Origin of the sequence: Synechococcus sp. RedBA-s (genome assembly GCF_024345495.1) — a bacterium.
GTDB lineage: Bacteria > Cyanobacteriota > Cyanobacteriia > PCC-6307 > Cyanobiaceae > Regnicoccus_A.
The window spans coordinates 1-15,529 of record NZ_JAGQBF010000044.1 but is presented as its reverse complement, the minus strand read 5'-3'; the positions used below and the strand labels follow the sequence as shown (position 1 = coordinate 15,529).

The window sequence follows — 15,529 nt, the reverse complement described above, 5'->3', positions numbered from 1 at the left end:
GGGCTGAGGGGGCCTACTTCTTCGGAGCGGGGGGCTCCAGGCTCACTCCTTCGGGGGGAGGAGTGGGATCGGGATCGGCAATCAGCATGTGTTGCAGCACGATCTCAGGACGTTCGCTGTCGCGCCAGCGGATGCGGTAGGCCGGCATCTTGGTGCCACGGCTGGTGGTCTGCTCAACGGGCTCCATCACCCAACCGCGGCGGGAGCGACCCTGGGGATTGCGCTTGACCACCGCATCCGCGTGTTTGAAGCGGAAACCGACGCGCTCACCGCTCATGGGCTGGGGGATAGTCCAAGTAGCTTTGATTATCTCATTGCGCCGGTACAGCCATCGGCGGAGCGCCTTCCGGCCGCAACAGGGGGAAGGCGATCACGTCGCGGATGCTCGGGCTGTCGGTGAGCAGCATCGCCAGCCGGTCGATGCCGATGCCCAGCCCACCGGTGGGGGGCATGCCCACTTCAAGGGCATGGAGGAAGTCTTCGTCGACCCCGTGGGCCTCCAGATCGCCCGCTGCGCGGCGCTCCTGCTGGGCTTCCAGGCGCCGGCGCTGGTCGATCGGATCGATCAGTTCGCTGAAGGCATTGGCGGTTTCGCGGCCCACGATGAACAGCTCGAAGCGCTCCACCAGTCCGGGCTTGCTGCGGTGGGCGCGGGCGAGAGGGGAGATCTCCACCGGGTAATCGGTCACGAAGGTGGGCTGTACCAGCGTGTCCTCGACCCGTTGCTCGAAGGCTTCGTTGAGCAGTCGACCGACGCAGTCAGCCGACTCAGGCACCTCCAGGCCGGCGGCGGCCATGGCGGCGGCCGCCTGCTCGCGGCTGCTGAAGCCGTTGAAATCCAGGCCCGTGGCCTGCTCCACCAGCTCATGCATGGTGGCCCGCCGCCAGGGCGGCGTCATGTCGATGGCGGCGCCCTGATACTCGATCGTCGTGGTGCCGCACACCTGCTGGCAGACCGAGGCGATCAGCTCCTCGGTGAGAGCCATCATGTCGGTGTAGTCGGCGTAGGCCTGATAGATCTCGACGGTGGTGAACTCGGGGTTGTGGCGGGTGCTCACCCCTTCATTGCGGAAGATACGGCCCAGCTCATAGACCCGCTCGAAGCCACCCACCACCAGGCGCTTGAGGTGCAGCTCGGTGGCGATCCGCAGCACCAGGGGCAGATCGAGGGTGTTGTGGTGGGTGGTGAAGGGCCGGGCATCGGCGCCACCGGCTTCGGCGTTGAGCACCGGCGTTTCGATCTCCAGAAACTGGCGCTCATCGAGCCAGCGACGGATGCCGCTCACCAGCAGGGCCCGGCGCCTGAAGGTTTCGCGGGTGCCGGGGGACACCACCAGATCGAGATAGCGCTGGCGGTAGCGCTTCTCCACATCCGCCAGGCCGTGCCACTTGTCGGGGAGGGGCTGCAGGGCCTTGCTGAGCATCTGCCAGTCGGTCACCTTCACCGAGAGCTCGCCGCGGTCGGTGCGACGCAGGCTTCCGCTCACCCCGATCCAGTCGCCACTGTCCACCAGGGTGGTGAGCTGGGTGAAGGCCTCGGGCTGATCCGGCAGGGCAGCCGCCAGGGTGGCCTTCTCGATGAACAGCTGGATCGGGCCGGTCTCATCGAGCAGGGTGAAGAAGGCCAGCTTGCCCATCACCCGACGGGTCATCACCCGCCCGGCCACCGCCACTTGCTCGTCTCGCTCCTGGCCGTTGGCCAGATCGGCATGCAAGCGCTGCAGATCGGCGTGGCGGTGGCTGGGGTCGAAGCGCAGGCCGTAGGGCCCCTGACCCAGGCCCCTGAGGACCTCAGCCTTCTCCAGGCGGGCCTGCTCCAGGCGGTTGAAGCGCGTCTCCGGCAAGGGGACAGATTTCAGACGGGACTCCCATCCTGAAGGACCGGGGGTTTCAGGCCGTGGCCCAGGCGCTGGCTCAGGCTGTGGCCGCGACGGCCGCTTCGGCCATCCGCTGGGAGGCGTAGCCGGTGCCCCGCACCGTCAGGATCAGCTCGGGGTTGCGCGGATCGGGCTCGAGCTTGCCGCGCAGGCGGGCCACATAGACATCGACCACGCGCAGGTCGGCGGCGCGGCGGGGGGGATAGCCCCAGAGCTGCTCGAGGATCTCGGCCCGCGGCACCACCCGGCCCGGGTCGCGGAAGAGCAGCTCCAGCAGGCTGAATTCGGTGTAGGTGAGACCGATGCGCTCCCCCTCGCGGGTGACCTGACGCCGGTTGGTGTCGACCACCAGATCGCCCACGCGCATCACCCCCTGGCCGGCGGGCACATCCCGGGGTTCGGCGGTGGCGGAGCCGCGGCCCACCCGCCGCAGGATGGTGGCGATGCGGGCTTCCAGCTCCTTGGGGCTGAAGGGCTTGGGCAGGTAGTCGTCGGCACCGAGATCGAGGCCGGCCACCCGCTCGGCGATGGCATCAAGGGCCGAGAGAAAGATGATCGGTACGCAGGACTCGGCCCGCAGCCTGCGGCAAACGGCGAAGCCATCCAGCTTGGGCAGCATCACATCGAGCACCACCAGGTCGGGCTGCTCGTCGTGGAAGAGGGCCAGGGCCTGCTCGCCATCCTCGGCGCAGACCACCCGGTAACCGGCCAGCTGCAGGCGCATCACCAGCACGCGGCGCACTGTGGCTTCATCGTCGACCACCAACACGGTGGCTCGGGCTTCCGCTGAAGACTCCGGAGAAGACTCCCCCTGCTGCTGCTGGGGATCCGCTTCCAGGGGCATCGGAGTCCAGTCATGAAGAAAAGCAACTCTACCTTGTGAGGCCGTAACAGAGAGACCACGATCCAGCCTCTCCGCAGGGACTCAGCCAAGACTTAATGATTTATTCAGGAGGTTTTGGGGGCCCGGCCCGTCACGGCCAGCGGGCCTCGGCATACACGTTCCACTCACGCTCTGCTTCCGCCAGCGCCTGATCGCTCTCGATCTGGCCCAGCATCGCCCGCTGCAGCTGGCGGTACAAGATCGCCTGCAGGCGCTTCACTCCGGGGGTGGCGGGCACCAGCACCCGCGCCTGGCCGAGGGTCTCCACCGACTGCAGCCGTGCCTGGCGCACCAGCCGCTCCTGGGCATTGGCGGGCGTCTGCTGGCGCAAGCCCTGCTCGATGCGCTCCAGGGCCTGGCGCGCCGAGGGCAGCACCCTGGCCTCCTCGGCGAAGCGGGCCTGGTTGGCGGCATTGGTGAGGTACAGGGCAAAGCTGAGCGCCTGCTTCGCTTTGGTGCTCTGGCGCGAAACCGCCAGATTCATCACCGCCACGTTCGCCAGCCCGTCGGGACCCGTCAGCGGTGGCCCGGGCCGGGTGACGTCGGCAATGCCGGGGGCGTTGGTCTGAATGCTGCGCAGGAACTCGGCTCCGCTGGAGAGCAGGGCCAGTTCACCGCTCTGATAGAGCTCCACGGCCCGGCGATAGCCCTGACTCACCACCTCCCGCGGCAGCAGACCGTGGCGGTAGAGGTCGGACCAGAAGGCGAAGGCCCGGCGGCCGGCCGGACTGTTGAAGGCGGCCCGCTGGCGCTGGTCCTGCAGGGTCACCCCCATCTGCACCATCGACTCCAGCAGCTCAGCCGAGTCGTCGGGCACCGCCGTGACGAACAGGGCGTACTTGCCGGTGCGGCGCCTGACCGCCTCCGCGAAGGCCGGCACCTCCTCCCAGCGGCGCGGGGGCTGGCTGTAGCCCGCCTGGGTGAGCAGATCACTGTTGCTCAGGGAGATCCGCGCTGTGAGATACCAGGGAATGGCGAACTGGCCGCCGTCCTGGCGGCTGGCCTGCCAGATCAGGGGCAGGTAAGTGGCGGACGCCTCCGGGGGGAGGATCGGGCCAAGATCCATCAGCCCTCCCTTGCTGGCGAGGTTGGCCGAGAAGAGCGGGTTCAGATTCACCACATCCGGTGCCGTGCGAGCGAACACCGCCGCCAGCAGCTTGCGCTCCACCGACCCCCAGGGCACATCGGTCCAGCGCACCTTCAGGCCCGGATTCTCCTGTTCCCAGGCGGCGATCACCCCGCGCAGGTAGTCGTTGAACTTGGGGGACAGATCCAGGGTCCAGAACTGCAGCTCCGGTCCGCTGGATCGGCGCACCCCGCAGCCGGCCAGCAGCGCCAGCAGGGCACTGCCCAGCAGCTCACGCCGGCTCCAGCGACGACCTGGACTGAAGGCTCGATCCAGCAGCGGTTTCCTCATCCCATCACCCCCGAGCGCTGGCACTGTGCCGTCGCCAGAGCAGCAGCAGCAACGAACAGATCATCGGTGCCAGCAGGGCCGTGACCAGCACCTGGGCCAGCAGGGTGTGCAGGTTGGCCGCCGTCAGCAGCACCGACCAGTCAGCACCCGCCTGGCGCTGCAGCAACACACTCAGCCCCAGCAAGGTGCTGCCGAGCATGGCCAGGAGGCCGAGGCTGAAGCTGCGCTCGATCGGCGGCCCCCGCCGCGGCAGCCGTCCCCACCACCAGCCCAGCAGGGCCAGGGCCGGCATCTGGGTGGCACCGCCCAGGTGCAGGGAGTCGAGCAGCAGGCCCAGGGCCAGACCCGCCAGGGCACCGGAAAGGGGCCCATCCGCCAGCGCCCAAGGCAGCAACCAAAGCACCGCCCAGCTGGGGGGCACCCCGCCGATGCGCAACAGACCGGGCGCCGCCAGGGTGAGCAGCGGCACCGCCAGGGCACTGACCACAAACAGGGGGCGGCGGTGCAGGCTGGCCATCGCTCAGGATCCCGCCGGAGCGGGCCCCTGACGGGTGAGCACCTGCACCCAGTCGACCGAGGCCACAGGAGCGCTGAGCTGCACCACCGCGACCGTGGCCGGCACCGCCTTCTCATCCACCGACTGAATCACCCCCACGCTCAGCCCCGGCGGCACCAGGGTGCTGGCGGGGGAGGTGACCACCACATCACCCGGGCGCACCTGGGGATCCTTCTCGAGAAAGCGCAGCACCGGCCTGCTGCTGCCCACCCCGGTGAGCAGGCCATGGCGCTGGGTGCGCGCCACCCAGACACCCACCTTGCTGGCGGAGTCAGTGAGCAGGGCCACCCGGGCGGTGCTGGGGGTGACGCTGGCCACCCGCCCGATCAGGCCTCCGGGGGCGATCACCGAATCCCCCGCCCGGATGCCCTGGAGCCCGCCGGCCCCCAGCACCAACTGATGCCACCAGTCGCCCGGCTCACGGGAGATCACCGGCGCGGTGACCTTGCCGGGATTGGCCCGCTGCAGATCGAGCAGGCGGCGCAGGCGACGGTTGTCGAGCTCCAGTTGGCTCAGCCTGGTCTGCTGATCCAGCTGCTGGGCCGCCTGCAACCACTCCTTCTGGGCGCTGCCGGGCCAGAAGGGCCGGCTGAGCAGGGCGTAGGCATCGCTGAGCAGGGCCCCCTTGCTGAGGCGCACCGCCACCAACACAGCAGCCACCAGGGCCCAGGGCCAGGCTCCGACCACCGGCCTCAGCCAGGGGACGCGGGAGATGCGTCCGAACGGCACCGGACTCAGGCGGAGAGACGGGAGAAGTCAGGGGTGTCGAGTACCCGCTCCAGACGCTTGTAATCCTCCAGCACCTGGCCGCAGCCATTGACCACGCAGAGCAGTGGATCCTGGGCCACGTGGGTGAGGATGCCGGTCTCGTGGCTGATCAGCTCACTGATGCCGCGCACCAGGGCGCCGCCACCAGCGAGCATGATGCCGCGATCGACGATGTCGGCGGCCAGCTCGGGCGGGGTGCGCTCCAGGGTGCGTTTCACCGCTTCCACGATCACGTTGAGCGGTTCAGCCATCGCCTCGCGGATGTCACCGGCGCGAACGTTGATCGTGCGGGGCAGACCGGAGAGCAGGTGCAGGCCGCGAACATCCATCGAGGATTCGTCGTGGGCGTCGTCGGGGAAGGCGGAGCCGATCCTGATCTTGATTTCCTCAGCGGTGCGCTCGCCCACCACCAGGTTGTGGACCTTCTTGAGATACACCGTGATGGCCTCTGTGATCTCATCGCCCGCCACCCGCACCGACTCACTGACCACGGTGCCGCCGAGGCTGAGAACAGCCACTTCGGTGGTGCCACCGCCGATGTCGACAATCATGGTGCCAACGGGTTCAGTGACAGGCAGACCGGCGCCGATCGCTGCTGCCACCGGCTCATCGATCAGATGCACCTCGCGAGCACCGGCAAGACCGGCCTCCCGCACCGCCCGGCGCTCTACGCCGGTGACGCCGCTGGGGATGCCGATCACCAGTCGTGGCGCCACGATGCCGCGGCCTTCGTTGCCCTTCTGGATGAACGACTTGATCATCATCTCGGCGGCATCGAAGTCGGCGATCACCCCGTCGCGCAAGGGACGAACGGCGCGGATATTGCCGGGGGTGCGGCCCAGCATCAGCTTGGCCTCGTCGCCCACCGCCAGGGGTACTCCCTTCTCCAGATCGAGCGCTACCACCGACGGTTCCTGCAGGACGATCCCCTTGCCGGACACGTACATCAAGGTGTTGGCCGTTCCCAGATCGATGCCGATGTCACGGGAGAGCTGGAAACGACGGAAGAACACTGGTGAGCAATCAAGCGTGGCGAATCATAGGTGGACCCCCTTGGATGCCCCCAGCTGGACCCGGGGTGGGACATCCAGGCCCAAGGGTGGAACCAGCAGAGAGAAGCGCTGCAGGACGTGGCGCATCATGGGTCCAAGTGACCCCATCCCCCCCCTTTTCTGGAGACCCCCATGGGTGTGAATTCCGTGACCCTCGTCGGCCGTGCTGGCCGAGACCCCGAAGTGCGCTACTTCGAATCCGGCACCGTGGTGGCCAACTTGACGCTGGCCGTGAACCGCCGCAGCCGCGACGACGAACCCGACTGGTTCAACCTCGAGATCTGGGGCAAGCAGGCCCAGGTGGCCGCCGACTACGTCCGCAAGGGCTCGCTGCTGGGCATCATCGGCTCCTTCAAGCTCGACCGCTGGACGGACCGTGCCACCGGTGAGGAGCGCAGCAAGCCCGTGGTGCGGGTGGACCGGCTGGAGCTGCTGGGATCCAAGCGGGACGCCGAGCAGGGGGCCTATGGCGAGGGCAGCAGCGAGGGTGATTACGGCGGCGGTGCCTACGGCGGTGGCGAACCCAGCAGCGAAGAAGTGCCTTTCTGACACGGGGCCGGAAGGCCTGCCTCAGCGGCTGGCCTGGCGCTTCTTCCAGGTGCGCAGCCCCAGCCAGGCCGCGAAGGCCAGCGCGGAGAGCACCAACAGCACCTTGATCACCTGGGTCACGGGCTGCAGCCACACTTCAACGTTGGCGTAGCCCTCGCCGAGGGCCATGCCAGCCACTGTCAGCAGCAGGGTCCAGATCAGGCTGCCGGCAGTGGTCCAGATCAGAAACGGAACCATCGGCATCATCTCGATGCCGGCGGGAACGGAGATCAGTGTGCGGATACCCGGCACCAGCCGGCCCCAGAACACCAGGGCCGTGCCATGGCGGCTGAACCAGGAGCGGCTGCGCTGCAGTTCCTGGGGGCCGATGCCGATCCAGCGGCCATGGCGCTCCAGCCAGTGCTCGATCCGCTCCTCATTGACCAGGCGGCCGACGCCGTACCAGGGCAGAGCCCCCAACACCGTCCCCGCCAGCCCCGCCAGCACCACGGGCACAAGGCCCAGCTGACCCTGCTGCACATAAAACCCCCCCAGAGGCATGATCAGCTCTGAGGGGATGGGGGGGAAGAGATTCTCCAGGAACATGGCCCCGAAAATGGCCCCGTAGCCGGCGATCGGATTGGCCTCCACAGCCGCACCGATCAGCTCAGGCAACTTCTGGATCAGTTCGATCGCCATCCGGGGTCATCTGCGGTGCCGCAAGTCTCTTCCATGGGGCGACCGGCACGGCGAGCCACTCAGTAGCGGTAGTGGTCCGACTTGTAGGGGCCCTCGACAGGAACGTTGATGTAGTCGGCCTGCTCGGGGGTGAGCTCGGTAAGCCGAACGCCGATCTTGTCGAGGTGGAGGCGGGCGACCATCTCATCGAGGTGCTTGGGCAACACGTAGACCTCCTTGCCGTATTGGTCGCCTTTGCTGAACAGCTCGATCTGGGCCAGCACCTGGTTGGTGAAGGAATTGCTCATCACGAAGCTGGGGTGACCGGTGGCGCAGCCCAGGTTCACCAGCCGGCCTTCGGCCAGCAGGATGATCCTGTTGCCGCTGGGCAGCAGGACGTGATCCACCTGGGGCTTGATGTTGTCCCAGGGGTATTGCTTGAGGGAGGCCACATCGATCTCGTTGTCGAAGTGGCCGATGTTGCAGACGATCGCCTGATCGCGCATACGGAGCAGGTGATCGTGGGTGATGACGCGGAAGTTGCCGGTGGCCGTCACGAAGATGTCCACATCGCCCACCACGTCGTCGAGGCGAACCACGCGGTAGCCCTCCATGGCCGCCTGCAGAGCGCAGATCGGATCCACTTCAGCGATCATCACGCTGGCCCCCAGGCCGCGCAGCGACTGGGCCGAACCCTTGCCCACATCGCCGTAGCCCATCACCAGGGCCACCTTGCCGGCCACCATCACGTCGGTGGCGCGCTTGATCGAATCCACCAGCGATTCACGGCAGCCGTAGAGGTTATCGAACTTGCTCTTGGTGACCGAATCGTTGACGTTGATGGCCGGGAAGGGCAGCTCGCCGCTCTTCTGCATCTGGTACAAACGGGCCACGCCGGTGGTGGTTTCCTCGGTGACGCCCTGGATCTGGGCGTGGATGCGTGAGTAGAACCCGGGCTGGGCCGCCAGGCGCTGGCGGATGGAGTTGAAGAGGGCGATCTCCTCCTCACTGCCTGGGTTGTCGAGCACCGAGGGATCCTGCTCCGCCTTGGTGCCCAGCACCACCAGGCCGGTGGCATCGCCGCCGTCGTCAAGGATCATGTTGGGGGTGCCGCCGTCGGCCCACTCCATGATCCGGTGGGTGAACGCCCAGTATTCGTCGAGGTTTTCGCCCTTGTAGGCGAACACAGGGATGCCCGAGGCGGCAATAGCGGCGGCGGCGTGATCCTGGGTGGAGAAGATGTTGCAGGAAGCCCAGCGCACCTCAGCGCCGAGGGCCACCAGGGTTTCGATCAGAACAGCCGTCTGGATTGTCATGTGCAGGCTGCCGGCGATGCGAGCGCCTTTGAGGGGCTGCTCGCTGCCGAACTGCTGACGCAGGGCCATCAGGCCGGGCATCTCGGTTTCGGCGATGGCCATCTCCTTGCGGCCGAACTCCGCCAGGCCGAGATCAGCGATCACATACGACGACGTCACCTGCAGGCCCGACAGGGCACTGCTGAGCGTGGAGTCGGCCACGGCCGCGGGGGGGGAAACCACCATGGGTTGAAGACGCTCCCTCAAGGGAGGACGATGGGTTGAAATATCTGCAGAGACGCCGAGGCTTCGGGCTCGCTGGAGCTGAATCTACAGGCGCTGCCAGGGCAGGGGCGAGGGCCTAGGTGAGGGCATGGGCAAGAGTGAGCACAACAGCTGTCGGCAGGGCTGGCAGCAGTCCTTGATCGACGCCGCGGCCACCCGCCAGCTGGGGGCTGAACTGGCGGCGCTGCTGCTGGCTGAGGGGCCGCGGCTGCTGCTGTTGCAAGGTGATCTCGGTGCCGGCAAAACCTGCCTGGTGCAGGGCCTGGCCCAGGGCCTGGGCATCGGTGAACCGATCACCAGCCCCACCTTCGCCCTCGCCCAGCACTACAGCGGCCAGCTGGCCGGCCGCAGCACCCACCTGGTGCACCTCGACCTCTACCGGCTGGAGCAGCCCGAAGCAGCCGACGAGCTGTTCGCCCAGGAAGACGAGGAGGCTCTGGAGCTGGAGGCGGTGCTGGCGGTGGAGTGGCCGGAGCGGCTGGGCGTCATCCCCACTCCGGCCTGGCAGGTGCACCTCCAGATCGATGCTGACGGTCGCCGGGCCCTGGTTCAGGCACCGGACTGCTGAACAATCGATGGTGGGCCTGGGGAGGATTCCAGCCAATCCAGCAAGCCCAGTTTCGCCAGCCAGACAATGGTCAGAATGATGAATTCTGCCCTGGCCGGCGGGAAAGCCTGAAGAAGGTCAGCAGGATTCAACCCAGGCTTGTCACCCACCAACACCAGGATTCGCCGTGCTTCCTCGGGTGTTCCATGCAGGCGACTAAAGGCCCGATTCAGGGCAACCTGATTGAAACGCTCAAACCCAGTGTCAGGCGACTCACCTCGCAGCCTGAGTGAGCTCCCGGGGCGCAGGACCTGGGTAGCAAAACCAACAAAGTCAGCGAACGGCTCTCCCCGGAGCGGGTGGACGGCAATCCTGGATCGAGGCGCCTGATTCAAGGCTGCTGTCTCTCGACGCGCTGCCAACTCCTGGAACAACTCCTTGTACTGGGCGATCACCACGGGCCAGCTGAAACACTCCCGCGCTCGACGTGCCGCCGAGGCTCCCATGGCTGCCCGCATCTGGGGCGAAGTAATCAACAGACGCAAGGCCTCGGCGGCCCGACCAACATGCACGGCTGTGTGCTGTGCCACCGACCCCACATACCCCTGATACGTCTCGAGGCCCAGGGCATGCAGATCTGCCATCACACCCCCGAGTCGAGAGCCCGGGGCCGCCAGAGTAGGGATCAGAAATCCATCCAGCCCATTTCGAACTGTGGCTCGATAGCCGTCCCAGTCACTGGCGACGACGGGAAGGCCTGCAGCCATGGCTTCGACTGGCGTCAATCCGAATGTTTCCTGAATGTTATCGACCAGCGATAAAAAAATGTCTGCAGCAGCCCAGCAATCGGCGAGCAGATCTTTATCATTTCCATCCCAAAATATGACATTCACGTCCGGGGCGCAGGCTGCCGCCGCCTCAAGGTAATACTTTCGGTCTTCTTCTCCACCAGGAAACCATCCGTATAGGCCAAAGTGGACACGTTGACCTGAGGAAACTGAAGCATCCTGCAGAGCCTGAAACATGGACTGAGGGAAGGCTTTTTCATAAAATGAAAGCCGGCCAACCCAAAGCACGAGCGATTCATCTTCCGCAATTGCGTGCTTGCTCCGCAAGCGCTGGCGGGCCTGAAGGTTTGAGGCATTTTCGGCAATCGCCTCAACATCAACAGCCAAGGGAATGATCGGCAGCTGGGGGCGGGGAGAGCGGCATGCGCCAAGCCGTTCCGAGAGGTGCTCATTCCAACTGTCAAACATTTGCACCATGGACTGATGCACGGATGGGGAGGTACAGATCAACGCATCCCACTCATGCACTGGAGCAATCGCGGCGGCGCCGATGGATTCCCGAATCGCCGGTGGGGCAATGGTGTGGATCAGCCCTACAAGACTGTAGGCAGAATCGGAGCTAGCGCGGCGGCGGATCCAGGCCAGCTCGGACAGATACGGTTGCCCCCTTAAGAGCACACCACAGCGGGCGGGAATTTCCGTCGACATCAATGAGCCCCCACTGATGGCACATTGGGAATCACCAGATGGATCAAGTCCCTGGCTCAGTTGCTCATCAGTCAGACCCAGTTGATTGAGAATATGAATTCGCTTATAGCCACCATAGCTGAGTAAACCACGGTAAAGCTGAGCGTTGGCAATGTCTTTTCCGAACGGATTACTGGGACGGACTAGCTGGCCGGATGGGTGAAAGATCGACAGTTCGCTCAACTGCATTTTTCAACAACCTCCCATGCTGCCGTCATTCTGAGAACCACTATCTGCCAAAAACGCCAGCACCTGAGCCTGGGTGGGCTGGGGATCGATCGCCCCGGCACCCTGGCACGCCAGGGCGCCGCAGGCACTGGCAAAGCGCATGGCCTCCAGCACCCGCTCGGCGCTGGCGGAGGCCAGCAGTTGCGGCTCCTGGCAGAGACGGTGCAGCAGTCCTGCCAGGAAGGCATCGCCCGCACCGGTGGTATCCACCACCGGCACCTGGAAGGCCTCCAGGCGACCGACCTGCCCCCCCAGCCACCAGCTCAGGGCGCCGGGGCCATCGGTGATCAGCACCGCCGGGGCCTGGGGCAGAGAGGCACTGATCCGCTGGGGGTCACGGCTGCCGGCAATCCAGTCGGCCTCTTCAGCCGACACCTTGATCAAGGCCGCAGCGGCCAGCAGGGGCTGGAGGCTGGCCAGGGCCTGCTCGGCGGAGATCGGCCAGAAGGTGGGACGCCAGTTCACATCGAGGGCCAGGGGAATCCCGGCGGCGGCGACGCGCTCCAGGGCCAGGCGCAGGGCAGCCGCAGAGGCTTCGGAGGCCAGCGGAATGGTGCCCACCAGCAGCCAGCGGGCGGTGGCGATCAGCTCCTGCAGGGGGGCTGCCAGGGCGGCGGCCTCCACCGCCTGATCAGCGAACCCATCTCCCCGATCACCGGCGAAGCCGCCGAAGCTGCGATCCCCCGTGCGGTCGCGCCGCACCAGCACCGTGCGAGAGGGCCGCAGGGGGTCCCACTGCAGGGCTCGGGTGTCCACACCCCGCGCCTGGAACAGCTCGCGGAAGGCGGCTCCGATCGCATCCTTGCCGAGGCGACCCAGCAGGGCCGAGCCCGTTCCCAACCGCGCCAGGGCACAGGCCCCATTGGCTGGAGCGCCGCCGAGGCAGTCGTCGACGGGCCGATCGGTGGCCGGGTCACCGCCCGGGGGACCGAGCCGATCCACCAGCGCTTCCCCGAAACAGAGCACCTGGGGCTGGGGGGTCATCAGGCCAATGGCAGCTCCCCACCAGCCTCGCCTGGCATGCCCTGGCCGCCAAGCCAGGCTTGCAGTGCGGCAATGATCCGGGCGTTGGCGGCCGGGAAGGGAAACTCCGCCAGCCGCTCCGGCTCCACCCAGCGCACCTGCTGGCTGGCCAGGGGCTGGGGCTCACCGCTGCTCCAGCGGCAGAGATGGACGATGAAGCGCAGCCGCTTGTGGCTGTAGGCGTGCTCCAGGCAGATCAGCTCCTCAGCCACCTCCACCTCGATCGCCAGTTCCTCGCGCAGTTCCCGGCGGATGGTGTCGACGATCGACTCACCGGGCTCCTGCTTGCCGCCGGGGAACTCCCACAGCCCCCCCAGCAGGCCCTCCTCCAGGCGCTGATCGATCAGCACCCGGTCGGCGCCATCCAGCACCACCCCCACACCGATCACCTGAAAAGGCAGGGGCGAGCTGGCGTCTTTCACGGGGTAGCGGGTGGGATCGCCTGCAGCGTAGGCAGCGCAGTGGGGCCGCCAGGGGCACTGGCCACAGCGGGGCTGGCGGGGGGTGCAGACCGTGGCGCCCAGATCCATCAGGGCCTGGTTGAAAGCGCGCGGCCGCTGGGGATCGAGCAGCTCTTCACTCCAGCGCCAGAACTGTGCCAGCGAGCGCTGGGGCGGCTGGGGCCAGGCCTGCAGGCGCGCCAGCACTCGGCGCACGTTGCCATCGAGGATCGGCTGCGGCTGATCAAAGGCGGAGCTGAGGATGCTTCCCGCCGTGCTGCGGCCGATCCCCGGCAGGGCCTGCCAGCCCTCCAGATCCCTGGGCCAGCCCTGCGCGACCAGCAGCGCCGCCGAATGGTGCAACCGGCGGGCACGGGAGTAGTAGCCAAGCCCCTGCCACTGGAGCAGCACCTGCTGCTGGTTCGCCTCCGCCAGGGCGCTGACACTGGGGAAGGCCAGCATCCAGCGCTGCCAATAGGGGCGCATCACCGCCAGCTGAGTCTGCTGCAGCATCACCTCAGCAATCCAGACGCCATAGACGCCCAGGGACTCCCCTGGCTGGGGTTCAGAACCATCGGGCCTGAGCGTCCAGGGGATGTCCTGCCGGCCATGCAGGCTCCGCCAGGTGAGCAGATCCCGGCGCAAGGCCTGCTGATCGACGATCCTGTCCCTCAAGCCTTCAAAGCATCCGCACCAGCACGGTGCCGTCCTGAACCTCCAGGCTGTATTCAGCGCTGCAGGCCGTGCTGCCTGAAGAAGCGCAAGGCTCAGCTGGAAATGCCCCCGGCTCCAGTCGGCTGCGCTCCAGTGCCAGGCCATGGAACTTCAACTGCTCGCGTCCCCAGCTCCAGTCGTCATTGATCAGCCGGGGGATCAGGCGGTCCAGCAATGGGAACTTGGTCTGGCTGTTATGCAGCACTGGGGATTGCGGCATCCCACCTTCGAAACGGATCGCCGTGATCGTGCCCTCCGGCAGCCGTGTCTGCAGCCTGGAGATGCCGTCGATCAGCCGTGAGATCCTGCCTTCTTCATAGATCGCCTGGGCGGAGGTGGCATGGCCGTAGGCATAGGACACCACCACCAGCAACCAGGCCATAGCCGCTACCGCCCCCCGCAGAATCACCCTCCAGCGCAGCTGGGCCGTGCCCGCCACGATCTGAAGAGCCAGGGCCGAGAGCAACGGGCCCAAAAACAGCAGCAGCCGTGGCACCCGCGCCAAGGGATCCTCCAGACCCAGCAACGCGCCAGGCGACACCAGGGCGATCAGTGCCACTGCGCCCAGTACCAGGGCCGTGCAAGCCAGCCTCTGCGGGCGGCCACGGCGAGCCATCGGCCAACGCCCGACCGCAATCCAGACCACTACGGCATAAGCCAGCAGCAGCAGCAGCCAGGGGACGCCGATGGGCCAGCGGCTCCAGTCATCGAAGATGATTTGCCAGAACTCCAGGGCATGGGCCAGTATCCGGGTGGGCAGGGCTGCGTTGAGGGGGAGTATCTGACCCTGTTCGTTGGCATAGGAGGTGCGCTCAACCAGGACCAGCCTCATCAGCACCATGTAGCCGACAAGAGCAATGCCGTAGGAAGCCGCAATCCTTCCCATCCTTGAGGCCAACGGGGTCCTGATCGCTAGCGGTACCGCCAATCCGAGCCACTCACCGACCACCAACATCCCCGCGAAGGGAATGAAGCCGCTAGTCCCGGGTGGATAGATGCAAAGTGAAGTAAGCAGCAGGGCCGAACTCGCAAGCATGCCCTGCCACGACACAGCTCGGTGAATGACCACGGCGGCGCCAACGGCCAACCCCATGGCCAGAACCATTCCAAAACTGTCGAAGCCATAGGACAGATTCTCAAGGCCATAGGGCTGCCCCAGGAGTGGCAACGTGGCCACAGCGCTCCAAAATGGTGAGCGCAAGCCATAGGAACGAGCAGCAATGACGGCCGTGAGCGCCCCAATGACCACGGCTACGAGTTGATGCAGCGGGGCCACTGCCACCGCCGGTTCACCCAGGTTCAGCAAGGCATAGAAGCCATCAGCCAGTGGTCGCCCGACCTGGGTCCAGCGGAACTCCCCGTCCATGGAACGCCCGTAATCATCGATGTAGCGATGGACGAACAGAATGATCGGCAGAACGAGCAATAATCCTGCCACCAGACAAGCATAGAATTGACTCAGGGCTCCTGGCCCCAAGAGTGCAATAGAGCCAACATCTGAATCCTCAAGCCTGTCTGAGCCAGCAGGTCGCCCCATCTACAATCCCCAGATAGTCGATCACTGTAGGGCACCTCGAAAAATCTACGCCGCTCCCTGACAGACTATGAAATATGCTATAGAATTGGTTCAGTTCAACACAGCTGAATGGGACAGCGTGGATTCTGGGATGAGGAGAAGCGCATCCACAGGCTTCGGCAGAAGA

General features: G+C 66.2%; 15 protein-coding genes. 2 read left to right on the top strand and 13 right to left on the bottom strand.

All coding sequences use genetic code 11. The features are described from left to right. Window positions 1-13: 13 nt before the first annotated feature. The 7 genes from KBY67_RS13610 to KBY67_RS13580 all read right to left on the bottom strand — a co-directional run bounded on the left by KBY67_RS13610 (window position 14) and on the right by KBY67_RS13580 (window position 6,514). Window positions 14-277: a hypothetical protein gene (locus KBY67_RS13610; protein WP_006172906.1), complete on the bottom strand. Its 264-nt coding sequence runs from the start codon at window positions 275-277 to the stop codon at window positions 14-16. Between the two features lie 34 nt (window positions 278-311). Next, on the bottom strand, window positions 312-1,844 hold the full coding sequence (gene lysS / locus KBY67_RS13605) for a lysine--tRNA ligase (RefSeq protein WP_255111618.1): 1,533 nt from the start codon (window positions 1,842-1,844) through the stop codon (window positions 312-314). A gap of 70 nt (window positions 1,845-1,914) precedes the next feature. Then, a complete protein-coding gene (rpaB, locus tag KBY67_RS13600; protein WP_255111617.1) occupies window positions 1,915-2,721 on the bottom strand; it encodes a response regulator transcription factor RpaB in 807 nt (268 codons plus the stop codon). 130 nt (window positions 2,722-2,851) lie between these two features. Continuing rightward, window positions 2,852-4,177, bottom strand: coding sequence for a sugar ABC transporter substrate-binding protein (locus KBY67_RS13595; RefSeq protein ID WP_255111616.1), 1,326 nt, complete (start codon window positions 4,175-4,177; stop codon window positions 2,852-2,854). 4 nt (window positions 4,178-4,181) lie between these two features. Continuing rightward, window positions 4,182-4,694 (bottom strand): rod shape-determining protein MreD, encoded by a 513-nt coding sequence (gene mreD, locus KBY67_RS13590; protein WP_255111615.1) that lies wholly within the window; start codon window positions 4,692-4,694, stop codon window positions 4,182-4,184. 3 nt (window positions 4,695-4,697) lie between these two features. Further along, window positions 4,698-5,462, bottom strand: coding sequence for a rod shape-determining protein MreC (gene mreC, locus KBY67_RS13585; RefSeq protein ID WP_255111614.1), 765 nt, complete (start codon window positions 5,460-5,462; stop codon window positions 4,698-4,700). Window positions 5,463-5,467: 5 nt separating this feature from the next. Next, window positions 5,468-6,514 carry a rod shape-determining protein gene (locus KBY67_RS13580; protein WP_255111613.1) on the bottom strand — a complete coding sequence of 349 codons (1,047 nt, stop codon included), beginning with the start codon at window positions 6,512-6,514 and terminating at the stop codon, window positions 5,468-5,470. 171 nt (window positions 6,515-6,685) lie between these two features. Between KBY67_RS13580 and KBY67_RS13575 the strand changes: the two genes are divergently transcribed. Then, on the top strand, window positions 6,686-7,102 hold the full coding sequence (locus tag KBY67_RS13575; protein ID WP_255111612.1) for a single-stranded DNA-binding protein: 417 nt from the start codon (window positions 6,686-6,688) through the stop codon (window positions 7,100-7,102). A gap of 21 nt (window positions 7,103-7,123) precedes the next feature. Here the strand turns inward: KBY67_RS13575 and KBY67_RS13570 are convergent, their stop codons facing one another. Continuing rightward, window positions 7,124-7,780: a DedA family protein gene (locus KBY67_RS13570; protein ID WP_255111611.1), complete on the bottom strand. Its 657-nt coding sequence runs from the start codon at window positions 7,778-7,780 to the stop codon at window positions 7,124-7,126. Between the two features lie 59 nt (window positions 7,781-7,839). Further along, window positions 7,840-9,300 carry an adenosylhomocysteinase gene (ahcY, locus tag KBY67_RS13565; RefSeq protein WP_255111610.1) on the bottom strand — a complete coding sequence of 487 codons (1,461 nt, stop codon included), beginning with the start codon at window positions 9,298-9,300 and terminating at the stop codon, window positions 7,840-7,842. A gap of 127 nt (window positions 9,301-9,427) precedes the next feature. Here ahcY and tsaE point away from each other — a divergent pair, with 127 nt between their 5' ends. Next, window positions 9,428-9,907, top strand: a complete 480-nt coding sequence (tsaE, locus tag KBY67_RS13560) for a tRNA (adenosine(37)-N6)-threonylcarbamoyltransferase complex ATPase subunit type 1 TsaE (RefSeq protein ID WP_255111609.1) — start codon at window positions 9,428-9,430, stop codon at window positions 9,905-9,907. On the opposite strand, the gene KBY67_RS13555 is transcribed toward tsaE, so the two are convergent. The 4 genes from KBY67_RS13555 to KBY67_RS13540 are packed head-to-tail and all read right to left on the bottom strand — an operon-like array spanning window position 9,889 to window position 15,252. Beyond that, window positions 9,889-11,604 carry a glycosyltransferase family 4 protein gene (locus KBY67_RS13555; protein ID WP_255111608.1) on the bottom strand — a complete coding sequence of 572 codons (1,716 nt, stop codon included), beginning with the start codon at window positions 11,602-11,604 and terminating at the stop codon, window positions 9,889-9,891. The genes tsaE and KBY67_RS13555 overlap by 19 nt on opposite strands. A gap of 9 nt (window positions 11,605-11,613) precedes the next feature. Continuing rightward, a complete protein-coding gene (locus KBY67_RS13550; RefSeq protein ID WP_255111607.1) occupies window positions 11,614-12,633 on the bottom strand; it encodes a carbohydrate kinase in 1,020 nt (339 codons plus the stop codon). Then, a complete protein-coding gene (gene mutT, locus KBY67_RS13545; RefSeq protein WP_255111605.1) occupies window positions 12,633-13,787 on the bottom strand; it encodes an 8-oxo-dGTP diphosphatase MutT in 1,155 nt (384 codons plus the stop codon). The genes KBY67_RS13550 and mutT overlap by 1 nt, the downstream gene beginning before the upstream one ends. Window positions 13,788-13,791: 4 nt before the next feature. Further along, window positions 13,792-15,252, bottom strand: coding sequence for a glucosyltransferase domain-containing protein (locus KBY67_RS13540; RefSeq protein WP_255111604.1), 1,461 nt, complete (start codon window positions 15,250-15,252; stop codon window positions 13,792-13,794). Window positions 15,253-15,529 lie beyond the last annotated feature (277 nt).

Excerpts from the sequence above, each read along its gene's own strand:
- KBY67_RS13610 (WP_006172906.1), bottom strand. The coding sequence starts at position 277 with ATGAGCGGTGAGCGCGTCGGTTTCCGCTTCAAACACGCGGATGCGGTG.
- KBY67_RS13550 (WP_255111607.1), bottom strand. The coding sequence starts at position 12,633 with ATGACCCCCCAGCCCCAGGTGCTCTGTTTCGGGGAAGCGCTGGTGGAT.
- rpaB (WP_255111617.1), bottom strand. The coding sequence starts at position 2,721 with ATGCCCCTGGAAGCGGATCCCCAGCAGCAGCAGGGGGAGTCTTCTCCG.
- ahcY (WP_255111610.1), bottom strand. The coding sequence starts at position 9,300 with ATGGTGGTTTCCCCCCCCGCGGCCGTGGCCGACTCCACGCTCAGCAGT.
- mreD (WP_255111615.1), bottom strand. The coding sequence starts at position 4,694 with ATGGCCAGCCTGCACCGCCGCCCCCTGTTTGTGGTCAGTGCCCTGGCG.
- tsaE (WP_255111609.1), top strand. The coding sequence starts at position 9,428 with ATGGGCAAGAGTGAGCACAACAGCTGTCGGCAGGGCTGGCAGCAGTCC.
- KBY67_RS13595 (WP_255111616.1), bottom strand. The coding sequence starts at position 4,177 with ATGAGGAAACCGCTGCTGGATCGAGCCTTCAGTCCAGGTCGTCGCTGG.
- KBY67_RS13575 (WP_255111612.1), top strand. The coding sequence starts at position 6,686 with ATGGGTGTGAATTCCGTGACCCTCGTCGGCCGTGCTGGCCGAGACCCC.
- KBY67_RS13570 (WP_255111611.1), bottom strand. The coding sequence starts at position 7,780 with ATGGCGATCGAACTGATCCAGAAGTTGCCTGAGCTGATCGGTGCGGCT.